Genomic DNA, 17,031 nt, shown 5'->3' with positions numbered 1-17,031 from the left:
CTTCGGACGGGGACTGGTCGGGCACGCTGTTGGGTGTCTGAGGGCACGGCCGTATGGCTGCCTTCAGTGCCGGCCCCAGTGCACTCGAGCTGCTTGCTCGGGGTGATGGGTGGTTGGTCGTTGTTTGAGAACTGCACAGTGGACGCGAGCATCTGTGGCCAAGTTTTTAAGGGCGCACGGTGGATGCCTTGGCACCAGGAACCGATGAAGGACGTGGGAGGCCACGATAGTCCCCGGGGAGTCGTCAACCAGGCTTTGATCCGGGGGTTTCCGAATGGGGAAACCCGGCAGTCGTCATGGGCTGTCACCCTTGCCTGAACACATAGGGCAAGTGGAGGGAACGCGGGGAAGTGAAACATCTCAGTACCCGCAGGAAGAGAAAACAACCGTGATTCCGGGAGTAGTGGCGAGCGAAACCGGATGAGGCCAAACCGTATGCGTGTGAGACCCGGCAGGGGTTGCGCATACGGGGTTGTGGGATCTCTCTTCTACGGTCTGCCGGCCGTGGGACGAGTCAGAAACCGTTGATGTAGGCGAAGGACATGCGAAAGGTCCGGCGTAGAGGGTAAGACCCCCGTAGTCGAAACATCAGCGGCTCGTTTGAGAGACACCCAAGTAGCACGGGGCCCGAGAAATCCCGTGTGAATCTGGCGGGACCACCCGCTAAGCCTAAATATTCCCTGGTGACCGATAGCGGATAGTACCGTGAGGGAATGGTGAAAAGTACCGCGGGAGCGGAGTGAAATAGTACCTGAAACCGTGTGCCTACAAGCCGTGGGAGCGTCGGGTAGGAACTTGTTCCTACCTCGTGACTGCGTGCCTTTTGAAGAATGAGCCTGCGAGTTTGCGGTGTGTTGCGAGGTTAACCCGGGTGGGGAAGCCGTAGCGAAAGCGAGTCCGAATAGGGCGTTTCAGTAGCACGCTCAAGACCCGAAGCGGAGTGATCTAGCCATGGGCAGGTTGAAGCGGAGGTAAGACTTCGTGGAGGACCGAACCCACCAGGGTTGAAAACCTGGGGGATGACCTGTGGTTAGGGGTGAAAGGCCAATCAAACTCCGTGATAGCTGGTTCTCCCCGAAATGCATTTAGGTGCAGCGTCGTGTGTTTCTTGCCGGAGGTAGAGCACTGGATAGGCGATGGGCCCTACCGGGTTACTGACCTTAGCCAAACTCCGAATGCCGGTAAGTGAGAGCGCGGCAGTGAGACTGTGGGGGATAAGCTCCATGGTCGAGAGGGAAACAGCCCAGAGCATCGACTAAGGCCCCTAAGCGTACGCTAAGTGGGAAAGGATGTGGAGTCGCACAGACAACCAGGAGGTTGGCTTAGAAGCAGCCACCCTTGAAAGAGTGCGTAATAGCTCACTGGTCTAGTGATTCCGCGCCGACAATGTAGCGGGGCTCAAGCGTACCGCCGAAGTCGTGTCATTGCGATATGTACCCCCAACGGGGATCGTGATGGGTAGGGGAGCGTCGTGTGCCGGGTGAAGCAGCGCCGGAAGGCAGTTGTGGACGGTTCACGAGTGAGAATGCAGGCATGAGTAGCGATTCACACGTGAGAAACGTGTGCGCCGATTGACTAAGGGTTCCTGGGTCAAGCTGATCTGCCCAGGGTAAGTCGGGACCTAAGGCGAGGCCGACAGGCGTAGTCGATGGATAACCGGTTGATATTCCGGTACCCGCTGTGAAGCGTCAAACATCGAATCCAGTGATGCTAAGCCCGTGAAGCCGCCGGCTGAGTCTTCGGACGAGGTCGGAGTGGTGGAGCCGGTGACCCGAGCTGGTAGTAGGTGAGTGATGGGGTGACGCAGGAAGGTAGTCCATCCCGGGCGGTGGTTGTCCCGGGGTAAGGGTGTAGGACGTCAGGTAGGTAAATCCGCCTGGCACATAGTCTGAGACCTGATGCCGAGCCGATTGTGGTGAAGTGGATGATCCTATGCTGTCGAGAAAAGCCTCTAGCGAGTTTCATGGCGGCCCGTACCCTAAACCGACTCAGGTGGTCAGGTAGAGAATACCGAGGCGTTCGGGTGAACTATGGTTAAGGAACTCGGCAAAATGCCCCCGTAACTTCGGGAGAAGGGGGGCCACGTCTGGTGAGAGCACTTGCTGCTCGAGCTGGGGGTGGCCGCAGAGACCAGCGAGAAGCGACTGTTTACTAAAAACACAGGTCCGTGCGAAGCCGTAAGGCGATGTATACGGACTGACGCCTGCCCGGTGCTGGAACGTTAAGGGGACCGGTTAGCTCACTTTCGGGTGGGCGAAGCTGAGAACTTAAGCGCCAGTAAACGGCGGTGGTAACTATAACCATCCTAAGGTAGCGAAATTCCTTGTCGGGTAAGTTCCGACCTGCACGAATGGCGTAACGACTTCTCGACTGTCTCAACCATAGGCCCGGTGAAATTGCACTACGAGTAAAGATGCTCGTTTCGCGCAGCAGGACGGAAAGACCCCGGGACCTTTACTACAGTTTGATATTGGTGTTCGGTTCGGCTTGTGTAGGATAGCTGGGAGACTTTGAACTCTGGACGCCAGTTCAGGGGGAGTCGTCGTTGAAATACCAGTCTGGTCGTGCTGGATGTCTAACCTGGGTCCGTGATCCGGATCAGGGACAGTGTCTGATGGGTAGTTTAACTGGGGCGGTTGCCTCCTAAAGAGTAACGGAGGCGCCCAAAGGTTCCCTCAGCCTGGTTGGCAATCAGGTGTTGAGTGTAAGTGCACAAGGGAGCTTGACTGTGAGACCGACGGGTCGAGCAGGGACGAAAGTCGGGACTAGTGATCCGGCGGTGGCTTGTGGAAGCGCCGTCGCTCAACGGATAAAAGGTACCCCGGGGATAACAGGCTGATCTTCCCCAAGAGTCCATATCGACGGGATGGTTTGGCACCTCGATGTCGGCTCGTCGCATCCTGGGGCTGGAGTCGGTCCCAAGGGTTGGGCTGTTCGCCCATTAAAGCGGTACGCGAGCTGGGTTTAGAACGTCGTGAGACAGTTCGGTCCCTATCCGCTGTGCGCGTAGGAGTCTTGAGAAGGGCTGTCCCTAGTACGAGAGGACCGGGACGGACGAACCTCTGGTGTGCCAGTTGTTCTGCCAAGGGCATGGCTGGTTGGCTACGTTCGGGAGGGATAACCGCTGAAAGCATCTAAGCGGGAAGCCTGCTTCGAGATGAGGACTCCCACCTCCTAGAGAGGGTAAGGCTCCCAGTAGACGACTGGGTTGATAGGCCGGATATGGAAGCACGGTAACGTGTGGAGTTGACCGGTACTAATAGGCCGAGGGCTTGTCCTCAGTTGCTCGCGTCCACTGTGTTGGTTCTGAAACCACGAACAACCCCATGTGCCACACATGGTGCGGTTGTCAGTTTCATAGTGTTTCGGTGGTCATAGCGTAGGGGAAACGCCCGGTTACATTCCGAACCCGGAAGCTAAGCCTTACAGCGCCGATGGTACTGCAGGGGGGACCCTGTGGGAGAGTAGGACGCCGCCGAACAAATATTGAGAAAGCCCCCGTGCCATTCGGCACGGGGGCTTTCTGCGTTTTCACGTGATTCACCGGCCCCCCGGGCGGTGAATCACAGGCGGCCCGCCGACTTCAGCGCGAGGTATGCGTCCGCGAGTGCCGGCGCCAGTTCCTCCGGGGTCGCGTCCACCACCGTGACGCCACGGCGACGGAGCTGTTCCGCGGTGCGGTCGCGCTCCGCGTGGGCCTGCGCTGCCGCCGCCGCCTCGTAGACCGCGTCCGCGTTTCCGCGTGCCTTGGCCATACCGGCGATGTGCGGGTCCGCCACCGACGCGAGCACGACCGTGTGGCGCTGGGTCAGCTGGGCCAGCACGGGCAGCAGGCCCTCCTCGACGGGGGCCGCGTCGAGCGTGGTGAGCAGCACGATCAGGGACCTGCGCGGAGCCGTACGGAGTGCCGTGGCCGTCAGCCCCCGGGCGTCGGTCTCGACGAGTTCGGGCTCGAGCGTGGCCATGGCGTCGACGAGGGACGGAAGGACGTCGCCCGCCGTACGGCCCTGGACGAGGGCGCGCAGGCGCCGGTCATAGGCCAGGAGGTCGACGCGGTCGCCGGCGCGGGAGGCCAGGGCCCCGAGGAGCAGGGCCGCGTCCATGGAGGCGTCCAGGCGCGGAGCGTCGCCCACCCGGCCGGCGGAGGTGCGGCCGGTGTCCAGGACCAGCAGGATGTGGCGGTCCCGCTCAGGACGCCAGGTGCGTACCGCGACCGCGGACTGGCGGGCGGTGGCGCGCCAGTCGATGGAACGGGTGTCGTCGCCCGGGACGTACTCGCGCAGGCTGTCGAACTCCGTGCCCTCGCCCCGCGTCAGCACGCTGGTGCGACCGTCCAGTTCGCGCAGGCGGGCCAGCTTCGACGGCAGGTGCTTGCGGCTGGTGAAGGGCGGGAGGACACGTACCGTCCACGGGACCCTGTGGGTGCCCTGGCGGGTGAAGAGACCGAGGGGGCCGTAGGAGCGGACGGTCACGCGGTCGGCCTGGCGGTCGCCACGGCGGGTGGGGCGCAGCCGGGTCGTGACGCGCCGGCGCTCGCCCGCGGGAATCGCCAGACGGTGGCGGGAGGCCGTGGTCTCCGTGCCGGGCTGCCAGCTGCTGGGCGGCCAGGCGTCGCGGACGCGGGCGCGCAGCGGGCGGCGGGAGGTGTTGGTGACCGTCAGGGTGACGTCGGCGGACTCGCCCAGGCGTACCGAGGTGTCGCCCGAGCGGGTCAGGCCGAGCCGGCGTACGGGGGCGGCAAGGGCGAAGTCGCAGGCGCAGGCCACCGCCAGGGGGGCGTTGACGGCGAGGATGCCGGTCCAGCCGGGTTCCCAGATGCCGACCGGGAGGGAGCCGAGGGCCGCCAGCAGGGCGGCGCGTCCGGTGGGTGCCATCAGCGGGGGACGGGGACGTGGGTGAGGATCGCGTTGATCACCGAGTCGGCCGTGACGCCCTCCATCTCGGCCTCCGGGCGGAGCTGCACGCGGTGGCGGAGCGTGGGCAGGGCGAGAGCCTTCACGTCGTCGGGGATGACGTAGTCGCGGCCGGTCAGCCAGGCCCACGCGCGGGCGGTGGCCAGCAGCGCGGTGGCGCCCCGGGGAGAGACGCCGAGGGTGAGGGAGGGCGACTCGCGGGTGGCACGGCAGATGTCGACGACGTAGGCGGTGATCTCGGGGGAGACGCCGGTCTCGGCGACCGCGCGGCGGGCGGCCTCCAGGTCGGCGGCGTTCGCGACGGGGCGCACGCCGGCGGCGCGCAGGTCACGCGGGTCGAAGCCGCCGGCGTGGCGGGTGAGGACGTCGATCTCGTCCTGGCGTGAGGGCAGGGGGATGGTCAGCTTGAGGAGGAAGCGGTCCAGCTGGGCCTCGGGGAGGGGGTAGGTGCCCTCGTACTCCACCGGGTTCTGGGTCGCGGCGACCAGGAAGGGCTCGGGGAGGGCGCGCGGGGTGCCGTCGACCGTGACCTGGCGTTCCTCCATGGCTTCCAGCAGGGAGGACTGGGTCTTCGGGGGAGTGCGGTTGATCTCGTCCGCGAGGAGGAGATTGGTGAAGACCGGGCCGGGCTGGAAGGAGAACTCGGCCGTGCGGGCGTCGTAGACCAGCGAGCCGGTGATGTCGCTCGGCATCAGGTCGGGGGTGAACTGGACGCGCTTGGTGTCGAGCTCGAGGGTCGCGGCGAGCGCGCGGACGAGGAGGGTCTTGGCGACGCCGGGGACGCCCTCGAGCAGCACGTGGCCGCGGCAGAGGAGGGCGACGACGAGGCCGGTCACCGCGGGGTCCTGGCCGACCACGGCCTTGGCGATCTCGGCACGCAGGGCCTCCAGGGAGGCCCGGGCGGCGGCCGGGTCCCCGGTGTGCGCGGCGTTGTCAGTGGTCGGGTCCATCATGGACGGCGTACCTCTCTTTCGAGGGCGTCGAGTCGGTCGGCGAGCTGGATGAGTGCGGCGTCGTCGCCCGGGGGCGGGCCGAAGAGGAGGGCGTGCAGATCGTGTCCGTCGCCCTGGAGGTGGGCGGACAGGGCGGGCAGCAGGGCCTCGGGCGCGTGCGCCTGGGTGACGGGGACGCCGGCGAGGGGGGCGAGGCGCGTGCGGGTGGCGGAGCGAAGAGCGGTGGCCGCGCGGTCGCGGGCGTTCGCCTTGCGGTAGAGGCGGGCGCGGCCTTCGACGGTCTCGGAGGCGCGGATCGCCACGGGGAGTCTCTCGGGCACCAGGGGGCCGAGTCGGCGCGCCCGCCACAGGGCGGCCAGGGCCGCCGCGACGAAGAGTTGCAGGGTGCCCCACAGCCAGCCGGAGGGGAGCAGGTCGAAGAAGCCGCGCTCACCCTCCTCGGAGGCGGCCGAGGCGTCGGCGAGCGAGGGGAGGTACCAGACGAGATGGGGGCGGGAGCCGAGGAGCTGGAGGGCGAGCGAGGCGTTGCCGTGCTCGGCGAGGCGGTCGTTGAGGAGGATGTCGGGGGAGCCGAGGAGGACCGTGTCGCCGTCGCCGGAGGGGGCCGGGACGCGCAGCAGGGTGGAGAGTCGTTCGCTGGGGTAGCACTCGTCGGCGCCGAGGACGGTGGTGGTGTAGCGGATGCCGCCCGTGTCGGCGGTGCCCGCGCGTCGTGCGGCGGGCAGGTCGCAGCGGGGGGCGAGGGTGGAGTCGAAGCTGGTGGCCGGGTCTGCGGTGACGCCGGGGGCGAGCTGTTCCACGGACCGGCTGCCGGCGGACACCAGGACGGTGCGGCCGGCGGAGTCCGCGGTGGCGGAGCGCAGCCGGGTCTGCTGGGGCGCGGTCAGGAGGTCGGGGACGGCGACCAGGAGGGTCGTGTCGGGTCCGGCCGCGGCGGTGGCCGCGTCGAGGGTGGTGACCACGCGGGTGTCCACGCCGCGGTCGGCGAGGAGTTCGGCGACGGCGCGGCTGCCGTTGGGGTCGGCGGAGCGCGGGTCGAGCTCGCCGTGCCGGGCGTCGGAGCGGACCACGGCGATGGCGACGGCCGCCGCGAGCAGCAGCACCAGTGCGAGGGCGATGCCGCGCGTGCGGGTCCACACCTGGCGGGCGGTGGGCGAGGCCGAGGTGGACGGGGGCGTGACCTCGGTCGTCATCCGGCGGCTCCCCGGTGCGCGTGGGTGTCCGTGCCGCCGCCGGTGGTCGCGAGCCGTGGCTTGGCGCGCTCCAGGTCGTGGTCGAGTGCGGCGAGCTGCCGGTACGACTGCTCGGTCGCGGTCCTGCCGCCGTAGGTGACGTCGTCGAAGACGCGGGCGGCGGTGTGCAGCCGGCCGGTGTGGTCGGGCAGGGCGCGGCCGGCCTCCGCGGCGGCCTCGTCGGCGGTGCGGCCGGGGCGGGGGTCGAGCAGGGCGCGTTCCTCAAGGGCGCGCACGACGGCCCGCATGCCTTCCTGGACGGCCTGGTTCCAGTGGCCCTGGGCGGCGTGTGCCTCGGCGGCCGCGCGGTGCTCTGCCGCGCTGCGGGGGCGGTCGTCGAACAGGGCGGGCGCCGAGCTGGCCCGGCGGCGCGGGGTGCCCAGGCGCCACCACAGGGCGCCCAGGACGGCGAGCACGGCCGCGATGACGACGATCAGTCCGAGCGCGCCGCCGGGCGTCGCGGTGGAGGCGGCGCCGAACAGGTCGTCGATCCAGCCCCAGAAGGCGTCGAGGGCCCGCTGGAACCAGCTGGGGTCGTTCTCGTGGTACATGCCTTTCGACAGCTCGCGCCGGGCGGCGTCCCGCGCGGGGTCGCGCGGGACGGTGACCGGCGGCTCGCCGTCGCCGCGCAGCAGCAGGCGTACGGCGGTGTCGGCGGCCGTGGGCAGCGCCTGTACGGCCGTGAGAACTCCCCCCGAGGCGGTCACCCCGTCAGCCCCCCGAGGTGGTGCCGGGGGCCTGGACGCCCGCGGCGCGGGCCAGTTCGAGGTCGAGGGCCTCGCGGCGGATGCGCTGGTCGACGTAGAGGAGCACGGTGACGCCGGCGGTGATCGGGAACGTGATCATGGCGCCGATGACCGAGCCGATGCCGCTGATGACGAGGAAGGTCCAGCCCATGTCGCCGCCGCTGTTCAGGAAGCCGGAGGCGCCGTCGCCGCCGACGGTCGCGGCGAGGAAGGTGAACGGGATGACGATGATCGACGCGACGACGTTCGCGATGATCGTCGCGAGCAGCTGGATGCCGAAGACCCGCCACCAGGAGCCGCGCACCAGCTTGGCGGAGCGGCTCATCGCCTTGACGATGCCCTGCTTCTCCAGCATCAGCGCGGGCGAGGCGAGCGAGAGGCGGATCATGAGCCAGAGGGCGGCCACACCGGCGCCGATCAGGCCCAGGACGGTGAGGGCGGCGCCCACCTCGCTGCCGGCCGCGAGGGCGACGAGGAAGCCGGGCAGCGCGCCGACGGTGACGATGCCGGCGGTGATGAGCAGCAGCAGGCAGATCAGTCCGAACAGCTTGACGATCTGGGGGCGGGCGTCGCGCCAGGCCTCGCCGGTGGTGACCGGCTTGCCGAGTACCGCGCGGCTGGTGACGGTCGTGAGCAGGGCGGTGGCGGCGACGGTGCCGACCAGGGTGACCAGGAAGACCACGCCGGAGTTGAGCAGGGCGTCGCCCATGGCGGCGGTCAGTTCGTCGAGGGTGGCGCTGGGGTCGTCGAGGACGTCGGTGCCGCTGTTGTCCAGGACGAGGCCCTGGAGGAGCACGACGACGATCTCGGTGAGGACGGCGACGGTCAGCGAGATGCCGAGGACCGTGCGCCAGTGGGTGCGCATGGTGGAGACGGCGCCGTCGAGGATCTCGCCCACTCCGAGCGGGCGGAGCGGGATGACGCCGGGCTTGGCCGCGGGCGGGGGGCCTCCCCAGCCCGCTCCCCAGCCGCCGTGACCGCCGCCGGGGCCACCGGAGCCGCCGGGGGGCGGGGCGCCCCAGCCCGGGCCCCGCGGTGGGGGCGGGGCGGCGCGTCCGGAGTCCGTGGGCGAGGGCCGGCCGGTGGGCGCGGACCACTGTGCGGGCGGCGGCTGCTCCTTCGACCACTTCACGCCCGGGGTGTCCTGAGTGGCCCCATCGGGCTGGTCGGCGGGCTCGGCAGGCTGGGACGTGCCCTGGTCCTGCCCTTCGGACGGGGCGGATCCGGGCGAGGCCCAGCCCGGAGTGTCTTTCATCGTCGCTCCTTCACGGTGCCCGTCCGCGGTCGCGGCGGCAGCTTGGCAGCCATCGTGCCATGGGGTGGTCATCGGGTGACCTGCCGAGGTGAGGGCCGCTTACCTTCAATTGTCCGCGCGACAGGGGGCAGACTGACCCCATGGCTGATCAGTACGCGGACAACGGTGACAGCAAGCGGCCGACCGAGATCCCTGCACTGCGCTGGGAAGAGCCACCCGAAGGCCCCGTCCTGGTGCTGCTCGACCAGACGAGGCTTCCGGCCGAGGAGGTCGAACTCGTCTGTACGGACGCGCCCGCGCTGGTGGAGGCGATCCGCTCGCTCGCCGTGCGGGGTGCTCCCCTGCTGGGCGTCGCGGGGGCGTACGGCGTCGCGCTCGCCGCCGTACGGGGCTACGACGTGGACGAGGCGGCGGCGGCGCTGGAGAGCGCCCGGCCCACCGCGGTGAACCTGGCCGTCGGCGTGCGCCGGGCGCACGCGGCGTACCGGGCGGTAATCGCGGACGGCGGCGACCCCCGGCAGGCGGCCGGGGCGGCGCTGGCCGCGGCGCGGCGGCTGCACCGGGAGGACGCCGAGGCCAGCGCCCGGATGGCCGGGCACGGGCTGGCGCTCCTGGACGAGCTGCTGCCGGCCGGCGGGCACCGGGTCCTGACGCACTGCAACACCGGTTCGCTGGTCTCGGGCGGTGAGGGGACGGCGTTCGCGGTGGCGCTGGCGGCGCACCGCGCGGGGCGGCTCCGGCGGCTGTGGGTGGACGAAACGCGTCCGTTGCTGCAAGGTGCTCGCCTGACGGCATACGAGGCGGCCCGCAGCGGCATGGCGTACACCTTGCTCACCGACAGCGCGGCGGGATCGCTGTTCGCCGCGGGCGAGGTGGACGCGGTGCTCGTCGGGGCGGACCGCATCGCGGCCGACGGGTCGGTGGCGAACAAGGTGGGAAGCTATCCGCTCGCGGTGCTCGCGCGGTACCACCATGTGCCGTTCATCGTGGTGGCGCCGGTGACGACGGTGGACCCGGCGACGCCGGACGGGGCGTCCATCGAGGTGGAGCAGCGCCCCGGTCATGAGGTGACGGAGGTCACGGCGCCGCAGGTGCCGGTGGCCGGAACGGAAGCGGGAGGGGGGATTCCGGTGGCGCCCCTGGGGACCCAGGCGTACAACCCCGCGTTCGACGTGACGCCGCCGGAGCTGGTGACGGCGATCGTCACCGAGGAAGGCGTTGTTTCACCCGTGACCGCCGATGCTCTGGCCGCGCTGTGTGCCAGGTCACGCCAGGTCACGATTAGCTAATGGGATGATGTCGTTTATGAAGGGACGAGTCCTTGTCGTCGACGACGACAGCGCACTGGCCGAGATGCTCGGCATCGTGCTGCGCGGTGAAGGTTTTGAGCCGTCTTTCGTAGCCGACGGCGACAAGGCGCTGGCCGCCTTCCGTGAGGCCAAGCCCGACCTGGTGCTCCTGGACCTGATGCTGCCCGGCCGGGACGGCATCGAGGTGTGCCGCCTGATCAGGGCGGAGTCCGGGGTGCCGATCGTGATGCTCACGGCGAAGAGCGACACCGTCGATGTCGTGGTGGGCCTGGAGTCCGGTGCCGACGACTACATCGTGAAGCCGTTCAAGCCGAAGGAGCTGGTGGCCCGCATCCGTGCGCGGCTGCGCAGGTCGGAGGAGCCGGCGCCGGAGCAGCTCGCCATCGGCGACCTGGTGATCGACGTGGCCGGGCACTCGGTGAAGCGGGACGGGCAGTCGATCGCGCTGACCCCGCTGGAGTTCGACCTGCTGGTCGCGCTCGCCCGCAAGCCGTGGCAGGTGTTCACGCGCGAGGTGCTGCTGGAGCAGGTCTGGGGCTACCGCCACGCGGCGGACACCCGTCTGGTGAACGTGCATGTGCAGCGGCTGCGCTCCAAGGTCGAGAAGGACCCGGAGAAGCCGGAGATCGTGGTGACCGTCCGTGGTGTCGGCTACAAGGCAGGACCGAGCTGACATGTCCGGTGACAGTGCCGCTTCGGCGCCCGGCGGGTCCGGTGGCCGTCCGGGGCGGCCTGTCGGCCGGAAGGCTCCGGGGTCCCGCTGGGGCCGGCTCTTCGAGGGCGGGCTGCTGCAGGGCGGGGTCCAGGGCAGCCCGGTCATCCGGCTGCTGATGCGCTGGGTGCGCCGGCCGCTGCTGCCCGTCATGCGGCTCTGGCGGCGCAACATCCAGCTCAAGGTCGTCGTCACCACCCTGCTGATGTCGCTGGGCGTGGTCCTGCTGCTGGGCTTCGTCGTCATCGGCCAGGTGCGCAACGGTCTGCTGGACGCCAAGGTGAGGGCGTCGCAGAGCCAGGCCACCGGCGGGTTCGCGGTGGCCAAGCAGCAGGCCGACGAGGACGTGGGCGTCATGGGCGGCGACGGCGCGGACGGCCGTCCCTCGCAGAGCGTCATCCAGTGGATGAGCGATCTCGTGGAGTCGCTCTCCAGCGGTGGTCAGGGCGCCTTCGACGTGGTGACCCTGCCCGCGGGGGACGCCAGCGGCAGCGGGCGCGGACCGCGCGCCTCCGGTGAGGTCAACCCGACGGCGAGTGTGCCGGCGGCGCTCCGGGAGCGGATCGACACCAGCACGTCGGCGGCCCAGAGCTACACCCGCATCGTCTACGACGCCAGGAAGGACTCCCAGCCCGGACTGGTCATCGGCAAGCAGGTCAACGACCCCAACGGCGACCCGTACCAGCTGTACTACCTCTTCCCGCTCACCCAGGAGGAGAGGTCGCTGAGCCTGGTCAAGGGCACCCTGGCGACCGCCGGGCTGTTCGTCGTCGTGCTCCTCGGGGCGATCGCCTGGCTCGTGGTGCGCCAGGTCGTCACACCGGTGCGGATGGCGGCAGGCATTGCCGAGCGGCTGTCCGCCGGGCGGCTCCAGGAACGTATGAAGGTCACCGGCGAGGACGACATCGCGCGGCTCGGCGAGGCCTTCAACAAGATGGCGCAGAACCTCCAGCTGAAGATCAACCAGCTGGAGGACCTGTCGCGGATGCAGCGCCGCTTCGTGTCCGACGTGTCGCACGAGCTGCGGACGCCGCTGACGACCGTGCGGATGGCGGCGGACGTCATCCACGAGGCGCGCGAGGACTTCGACCCGGTGACGGCGCGGTCGGCCGAGCTGCTCGCCGACCAGCTGGACCGGTTCGAGTCGCTGCTCGCCGACCTGCTGGAGATCAGCCGCTTCGACGCGGGCGCGGCGGCGCTGGAGGCGGAGCCGATAGACCTGCGCGAGGTCGTGCGGCGCGTGGTCAGCGGGGCGGAGCCGCTCGCCGAGCGGAAGGGCACGCGGATCAGGGTCACCGGCGACCAGCAGCCCGTCGTCGCCGAGGCCGACGCACGGCGCGTGGAGCGTGTGCTGCGCAACCTCGTCGTCAACGCGGTCGAGCACGGCGAGGGCAAGGACGTCGTCGTCAAGCTGGCCGCGGCCGGCGGTGCGGTGGCGGTGGCGGTGCGCGACTACGGCGTCGGCCTCAAGCCCGGTGAGGCGACCCGGGTCTTCAGCCGCTTCTGGCGGGCCGACCCGGCACGCGCGCGCACCACCGGCGGTACGGGTCTGGGGCTGTCCATCGCCCTGGAGGACGCGCGGCTGCACGGCGGCTGGCTGCAGGCGTGGGGCGAGCCCGGCGGCGGCTCGCAGTTCCGGCTGACGCTGCCCAGGACCGCCGACGAGCCGCTGCGGGGGTCGCCGATACCGCTGGAGCCCAAGGACTCGCGGCGCAACCGGGGACTCGACGACGCCGGACTGCCGCGCGGCGGCCGGGACGGCGAGAAGCGCGCCACGGTCGCCGCGCAGGAGCCCGCCGACGGGCCGGCGCGGGACCCGCTCGCGCTGCGGCAGACCACCGCGACCCCGACGGCCGACCCCACGGCACTGCCCGGCAACGGCGCACGCGTGGTGTCCCGGCCCGCCGCACAGGCACGGACCGGGAGCACGCGGACGACGCCCCCGGAGGGCGACGGCCCGCCACCCGGCGGGGACGACGGTGAGGGGCCCGGTGACCGGAGTGCGGCGCGGGACGCGGACAGGGACGGGGAGGCTTCGCGTGGGCGTCGGTGAACGGGGCCGGGGGGTGTCGGTGCGGACGGTGGCGTACGCCGCCGGCGGGGTCGTCCTGCTGGCCGGGTGCGCCTCGATGCCCGACAGCGGTGATCTGCGGGGCGTCGAGTCCACGCCGCGGCAGGACGCGCAGGTGCGGGTGTTCGCCATGCCGCCCAGCGAGGACGCCAATCCCACGCAGATCGTGCAGGGCTTCCTGGAGGCGCTGACCAGCGACGACCCGGACTACAAGACCGCGCGCCAGTACCTGACCCCCGAGGCGGCGAAGACCTGGCAGCCGGAGCTGTCCACCACCGTCCTCGCGGACGGGCCGGGTGCCGGTCCGGCGGACAGCACGGACGCGGAGGACGCCGACACCCTCTCCTACACGCTGACCGGGACCAGGGTCGCCACGGTGGACGCGCAGCAGTCCTACTCGCCCACGGACGGGCCGTACAACAAGACGGTGCGGCTCGCCAAGGACGCCAAGACCGAGCAGTGGCGCATCGACGCGGTGCCGCAGGGCGTCGTCATGGGCAAGTCGGACTTCCAGCGTAACTACATGTCCGTCAACAAGTACTACTTCGCCTCGAACGACTCCGGCGACGCCCCGCCGATGACGGTCGCCGACCCCGTCTACGTGCGCAGTCACGTGGACCCCACGACCCAGATGGTGCGCTCCCTCGTCAGCGGGCCCACCACCTGGCTGGACCCCGCCGTCAGGACCGCCTTCCCCCGCGGGACGGCGCTGCGCAAGGGCGCGGGACCGCTGACCCCGGACGACCGGGGCAGGCTGACCGTGCCGCTCAACGACAAGGCCGCCGAGGCCGGTACCGGCCGGTGCGAGGAGATGGCGGCCCAGCTGCTGTTCACGCTGCGCACGCTGAGTCCCGCGGTGGAGGAGGTCGAGCTTCGGGCCGGCGGCGGGCAGCTGTGCTCGCTCGCCCGGGAGGGCGCGGAGATCGTGGCCACCCGGGGCGCGCTGCACGAGCCCGGCTTCCTCTACTTCCTCGACGACGAGCAGAAGCTGGTGCGGATCACCTCGGGCACCGACGACGGCGACCCGGATCCGGTGCCGGGGGCGCTGGGCGACGGGGAGCAGGCGCTGCGGTCGGTGGCGGTCGCCCGGGACGAGCGGACCGCGGCCGGTGTCGGCATCGACGGCAGGTCGCTGTTCGTCGCCCCGCTGTCGGCGGGGAGCTCCCTCGGGGAGCCCGTGCTGCGCAGCACGGGCAAGACCGAGGAGGACAGGCTGACCACGCCCAGCTGGGACGCGCGGGGCGGGCTGTGGGTGGCCGACCGCAACCCCACAGCCCCGCGGCTGTACCTGCTGGAGCAGGACGCCGGAGAGCCGGTCCAGGTGCGGACACCGGGGCTGGACGGCCGGGTGCGGGCGGTCCGGGTGGCCGCGGACGGGGTGCGGATCGCGCTCGTCGTGGAGAAGGGCGACCAGCGCTCCCTGTTCGTCGGGCGGATCGAACGGGAAGCGGGCGAGCAGCAGGCGGTCACGGTGCGGGACCTGCGCTCCGCGACGCCCGAACTGGAACAGGTCACGGCCATGTCCTGGGCCGGGGACAGCCGGCTCGTGGTGGTCGGGCGCGAGGAGGGGGGTGTGGAGCAGATGAAGTACGTCGAGGTCGACGGCTCCACGCCGGACGTGCCGCCGCCCGCCGCCCTCACCGGGGTCAAGGCCGTCACCGCGCCCGGGGACGAACAGGCGCCGCTGGTGGCGCACTCCGTGGACGGGATCGTACGGCTGCCCTCGGGGGCGCAGTGGCAGAAGGTGACGGAGGGAACCGCGCCGGTCTATCCGGGGTGATCCGGGCCCGTCGCCGGCCCGTCCCCGCCCCGTCCTCCGGGTTATCCACAGGGGTGGCCGGGTGCGGCGGGCGTTGGCACAGTGGGCGCATGCGGGACTGGTGGCAGGACCTCACCGATCTGGTGCTCCCGGCCGAGTGCGGCGGCTGCGGCAGACCCCGGGCGGTGCTCTGCGCCCGGTGCCGCGGGGCGTTGAGCGGGGCCGGGCCGTGCCGGGTGCGGCCGGTGCCCGAGCCGGCCGGGCTGCCGCCGGTGCACGCCGCGGCGCGGTACGCGGACGAGGTGCGCGCCACGTTGCTGGCCCACAAGGAGCGGGGTGCCCTGGCCCTGTCACGGCCGCTCGGCGAGGCGCTCGCGGACGCCGTGCGGGCGGGGCTCCGGGCGGCCCGGACACCGTGCGCGGGCGACGGCGGGCCGTCCGCCGGCCCGCGCCCGGTGCTGCTCGTCCCGGTGCCCTCCGCGCGGCGGGCCGTGCGGGCGCGCGGCCACGATCCCGCGCGGCGGATCGCGTACGCGGCGGCGGGTGAGCTGCGGCGCTCGGGGGTACCCGTTCGAGTGCTTTCCGCACTGCGGCAACGACGGGACGTGGCCGACCAGTCGGGGCTCGGCTCCCGGCAGCGGCTGGCCAATCTCGCGGGTGCCCTGACGGTGACGCGCGGCTGCGAACGGCTGCTGTCGGCAGGCCGGGTCGTGCTGGTGGACGACCTGATGACGACCGGCGCGTCACTCGCCGAGGCGGCACGCGCGGTTCGGGGGCGGGCTTGGGCCCCGGCGCCGGATCCGGGCGCCGGATCGAGTATTTCGGGGCCCGCGTTCGTGTACAGGGGTGAGACGGGGGAAAGGAGAGGGGAACAACGGAACGGACCAGTTCAACAGAGGGCGGGCCGGCGGTCCGGCCGGCCGTCGGGTACCGCGGGCGCGGAGGGCGCCGAGGGGATCACCGACGTGATGTGCGCGGCCGTCGTCGCGGCGTCTCCGGACGCTTTCGAAATAAGCCGGAACTGACTGAGATCTTGCGTCGTTGCAGGTAATGACAGGTCAATTCACCAGAATGGAGGTACGGCGCGGTAGAGGGTGACGACATCCGTCCGGGCGAGATATGTTCGGTTGTGAGGGAAAGCCGCAGGCCACACCTCTCGAATCCGATTGCCGTGCTGCGGGTTTTTCGCAATCACCCGTGCCGGTGGAGTGGAGATCTCGCCCATGGGGGAGGAGGTGGACGTCACCGAGTCCGAGATTCCGGGCGTCACCGGAATCTGGTGCAAAAGGGAGACGCTCCGCATCGAGGCGGAGTGATCCGGGAACGGAGTTCTGCGTGGACATCGTCGTCAAGGGCCGCAAGACCGAGGTGCCCGAGCGGTTCCGGAAGCACGTGGCCGAGAAGCTGAACCTGGAGAAGATCCAGAAGCTCGATGGCAAGGTGATCAGCCTCGACGTCGAGGTGTCCAAGGAGCCCAACCCCCGGCAGGCCGACCGCAGCGACCGGGTGGAGATCACACTCCGCTCCCGCGGACCGGTGATCCGGGCGGAGGCGGCCGCGAGCGACGCCTACGCGGCGCTCGACCTGGCGGCGGAGAAGCTGGACGCCCGGCTGCGCAAGCAGCACGACAAGCGCTTCTCGCGGCGCGGCGCGCGCAGGATCTCGGCAGCCGAGGTCCCCGACCATGTTCCGGGCGCGGCGACACTCAACGGGACCGGTGCGGGCTCCGCCCAGGAGGACTCGGACGCCGTCCCGACGAAGAAGATCGGCTCGCTGGAGGTGCAGGGTGACGGACCCCTGGTCGTCCGCGAGAAGACCCACGTGGCAGCACCCATGACGCTCAACCAGGCTCTCTACGAGATGGAGCTGGTCGGGCACGACTTCTATCTGTTCGTCGACTCCGAGACCAAGGAACCCAGCGTCGTCTACCGGCGGCACGCCTACGACTACGGCGTGATCCACCTCAGCACGGACACGATGGTCACCCAGACGCAGGCCCCCGAGGCGGGCGGGACGCTCGGCGGCTGATCCGCCGCGTGGCGACCACACCGGTGCCCCTGGGTGCGCGCGTGCGCCCCCG

The 17,031-nt window shown here is 70.4% G+C and carries 11 protein-coding genes and 2 rRNA genes; 8 read left to right on the top strand and 5 right to left on the bottom strand.

Annotated features, from left to right (window positions below; genetic code table 11):
• Positions 1 to 156: 156 nt before the first annotated feature.
• Both CNQ36_RS13820 and rrf read left to right on the top strand, forming a co-directional pair.
• Positions 157 to 3,280, top strand: a 23S ribosomal RNA gene (locus tag CNQ36_RS13820).
• Between the two features lie 84 nt (positions 3,281 to 3,364).
• Positions 3,365 to 3,481: ribosomal RNA gene (gene rrf / locus CNQ36_RS13815) — 5S ribosomal RNA — on the top strand.
• Positions 3,482 to 3,563: 82 nt separating this feature from the next.
• Here the strand turns inward: rrf and CNQ36_RS13810 are convergent.
• Genes CNQ36_RS13810 through CNQ36_RS13790 form a run of 5 tightly spaced genes read right to left on the bottom strand, consistent with a single transcriptional unit; the run spans position 3,564 to position 9,099 of the window.
• The gene (locus tag CNQ36_RS13810) at positions 3,564 to 4,874 is read right to left on the bottom strand and encodes a DUF58 domain-containing protein (protein WP_121546230.1); all 1,311 of its coding nucleotides are present in this window, start codon (positions 4,872 to 4,874) and stop codon (positions 3,564 to 3,566) included.
• Positions 4,874 to 5,863: an AAA family ATPase gene (locus tag CNQ36_RS13805; RefSeq protein WP_121546229.1), complete on the bottom strand. Its 990-nt coding sequence runs from the start codon at positions 5,861 to 5,863 to the stop codon at positions 4,874 to 4,876. Before CNQ36_RS13805 ends, CNQ36_RS13810 begins: the two co-directional genes overlap by 1 nt.
• Positions 5,863 to 7,059: a DUF4350 domain-containing protein gene (locus CNQ36_RS13800; protein ID WP_121546228.1), complete on the bottom strand. Its 1,197-nt coding sequence runs from the start codon at positions 7,057 to 7,059 to the stop codon at positions 5,863 to 5,865. The genes CNQ36_RS13805 and CNQ36_RS13800 overlap by 1 nt, the downstream gene beginning before the upstream one ends.
• On the bottom strand, positions 7,056 to 7,805 hold the full coding sequence (locus CNQ36_RS13795) for a DUF4129 domain-containing protein (protein ID WP_121546227.1): 750 nt from the start codon (positions 7,803 to 7,805) through the stop codon (positions 7,056 to 7,058). The genes CNQ36_RS13800 and CNQ36_RS13795 overlap by 4 nt, the downstream gene beginning before the upstream one ends.
• A gap of 4 nt (positions 7,806 to 7,809) precedes the next feature.
• Positions 7,810 to 9,099: a DUF7847 domain-containing protein gene (locus CNQ36_RS13790; RefSeq protein WP_121546226.1), complete on the bottom strand. Its 1,290-nt coding sequence runs from the start codon at positions 9,097 to 9,099 to the stop codon at positions 7,810 to 7,812.
• A gap of 140 nt (positions 9,100 to 9,239) precedes the next feature.
• Between CNQ36_RS13790 and mtnA the strand changes: the two genes are divergently transcribed.
• The 6 genes from mtnA (at position 9,240) to hpf (ending at position 16,979) form a co-directional block, all read left to right on the top strand.
• The gene (gene mtnA, locus CNQ36_RS13785; RefSeq protein ID WP_121546225.1) at positions 9,240 to 10,388 is read left to right on the top strand and encodes an S-methyl-5-thioribose-1-phosphate isomerase; all 1,149 of its coding nucleotides are present in this window, start codon (positions 9,240 to 9,242) and stop codon (positions 10,386 to 10,388) included.
• Positions 10,389 to 10,392: 4 nt separating this feature from the next.
• On the top strand, positions 10,393 to 11,082 hold the full coding sequence (gene mtrA, locus CNQ36_RS13780; protein ID WP_004930665.1) for a two-component system response regulator MtrA: 690 nt from the start codon (positions 10,393 to 10,395) through the stop codon (positions 11,080 to 11,082).
• A gap of 1 nt (position 11,083) precedes the next feature.
• Entirely contained in the window at positions 11,084 to 13,174 is a 2,091-nt protein-coding gene (gene mtrB, locus CNQ36_RS13775) for an MtrAB system histidine kinase MtrB (protein ID WP_121546224.1), read from the top strand.
• Positions 13,161 to 14,972 (top strand): LpqB family beta-propeller domain-containing protein, encoded by a 1,812-nt coding sequence (locus CNQ36_RS13770; RefSeq protein ID WP_121546223.1) that lies wholly within the window; start codon positions 13,161 to 13,163, stop codon positions 14,970 to 14,972. Before mtrB ends, CNQ36_RS13770 begins: the two co-directional genes overlap by 14 nt.
• A gap of 89 nt (positions 14,973 to 15,061) precedes the next feature.
• The gene (locus CNQ36_RS13765) at positions 15,062 to 15,976 is read left to right on the top strand and encodes a ComF family protein (protein WP_121546222.1); all 915 of its coding nucleotides are present in this window, start codon (positions 15,062 to 15,064) and stop codon (positions 15,974 to 15,976) included.
• A gap of 310 nt (positions 15,977 to 16,286) precedes the next feature.
• Positions 16,287 to 16,979: a ribosome hibernation-promoting factor, HPF/YfiA family gene (gene hpf / locus CNQ36_RS13760; RefSeq protein WP_040907014.1), complete on the top strand. Its 693-nt coding sequence runs from the start codon at positions 16,287 to 16,289 to the stop codon at positions 16,977 to 16,979.
• Positions 16,980 to 17,031: the final 52 nt, after the last annotated feature.

Origin of the sequence: Streptomyces fungicidicus (assembly GCF_003665435.1) — a bacterium.
Taxonomy (GTDB): domain Bacteria; phylum Actinomycetota; class Actinomycetes; order Streptomycetales; family Streptomycetaceae; genus Streptomyces; species Streptomyces fungicidicus.
Note: the sequence above shows the minus strand (reverse complement) of the source record. Positions and strands in the feature narration are given on the sequence as shown.

Coding starts and splice junctions, on each gene's coding strand:
- mtrB (WP_121546224.1), top strand. CDS start 11,084: ATGTCCGGTGACAGTGCCGCTTCGGCGCCCGGCGGGTCCGGTGGCCGT.
- CNQ36_RS13790 (WP_121546226.1), bottom strand. CDS start 9,099: ATGAAAGACACTCCGGGCTGGGCCTCGCCCGGATCCGCCCCGTCCGAA.
- mtrA (WP_004930665.1), top strand. CDS start 10,393: ATGATGTCGTTTATGAAGGGACGAGTCCTTGTCGTCGACGACGACAGC.
- CNQ36_RS13805 (WP_121546229.1), bottom strand. CDS start 5,863: ATGGACCCGACCACTGACAACGCCGCGCACACCGGGGACCCGGCCGCC.
- CNQ36_RS13800 (WP_121546228.1), bottom strand. CDS start 7,059: ATGACGACCGAGGTCACGCCCCCGTCCACCTCGGCCTCGCCCACCGCC.
- CNQ36_RS13765 (WP_121546222.1), top strand. CDS start 15,062: ATGCGGGACTGGTGGCAGGACCTCACCGATCTGGTGCTCCCGGCCGAG.
- CNQ36_RS13810 (WP_121546230.1), bottom strand. CDS start 4,874: ATGGCACCCACCGGACGCGCCGCCCTGCTGGCGGCCCTCGGCTCCCTC.
- mtnA (WP_121546225.1), top strand. CDS start 9,240: ATGGCTGATCAGTACGCGGACAACGGTGACAGCAAGCGGCCGACCGAG.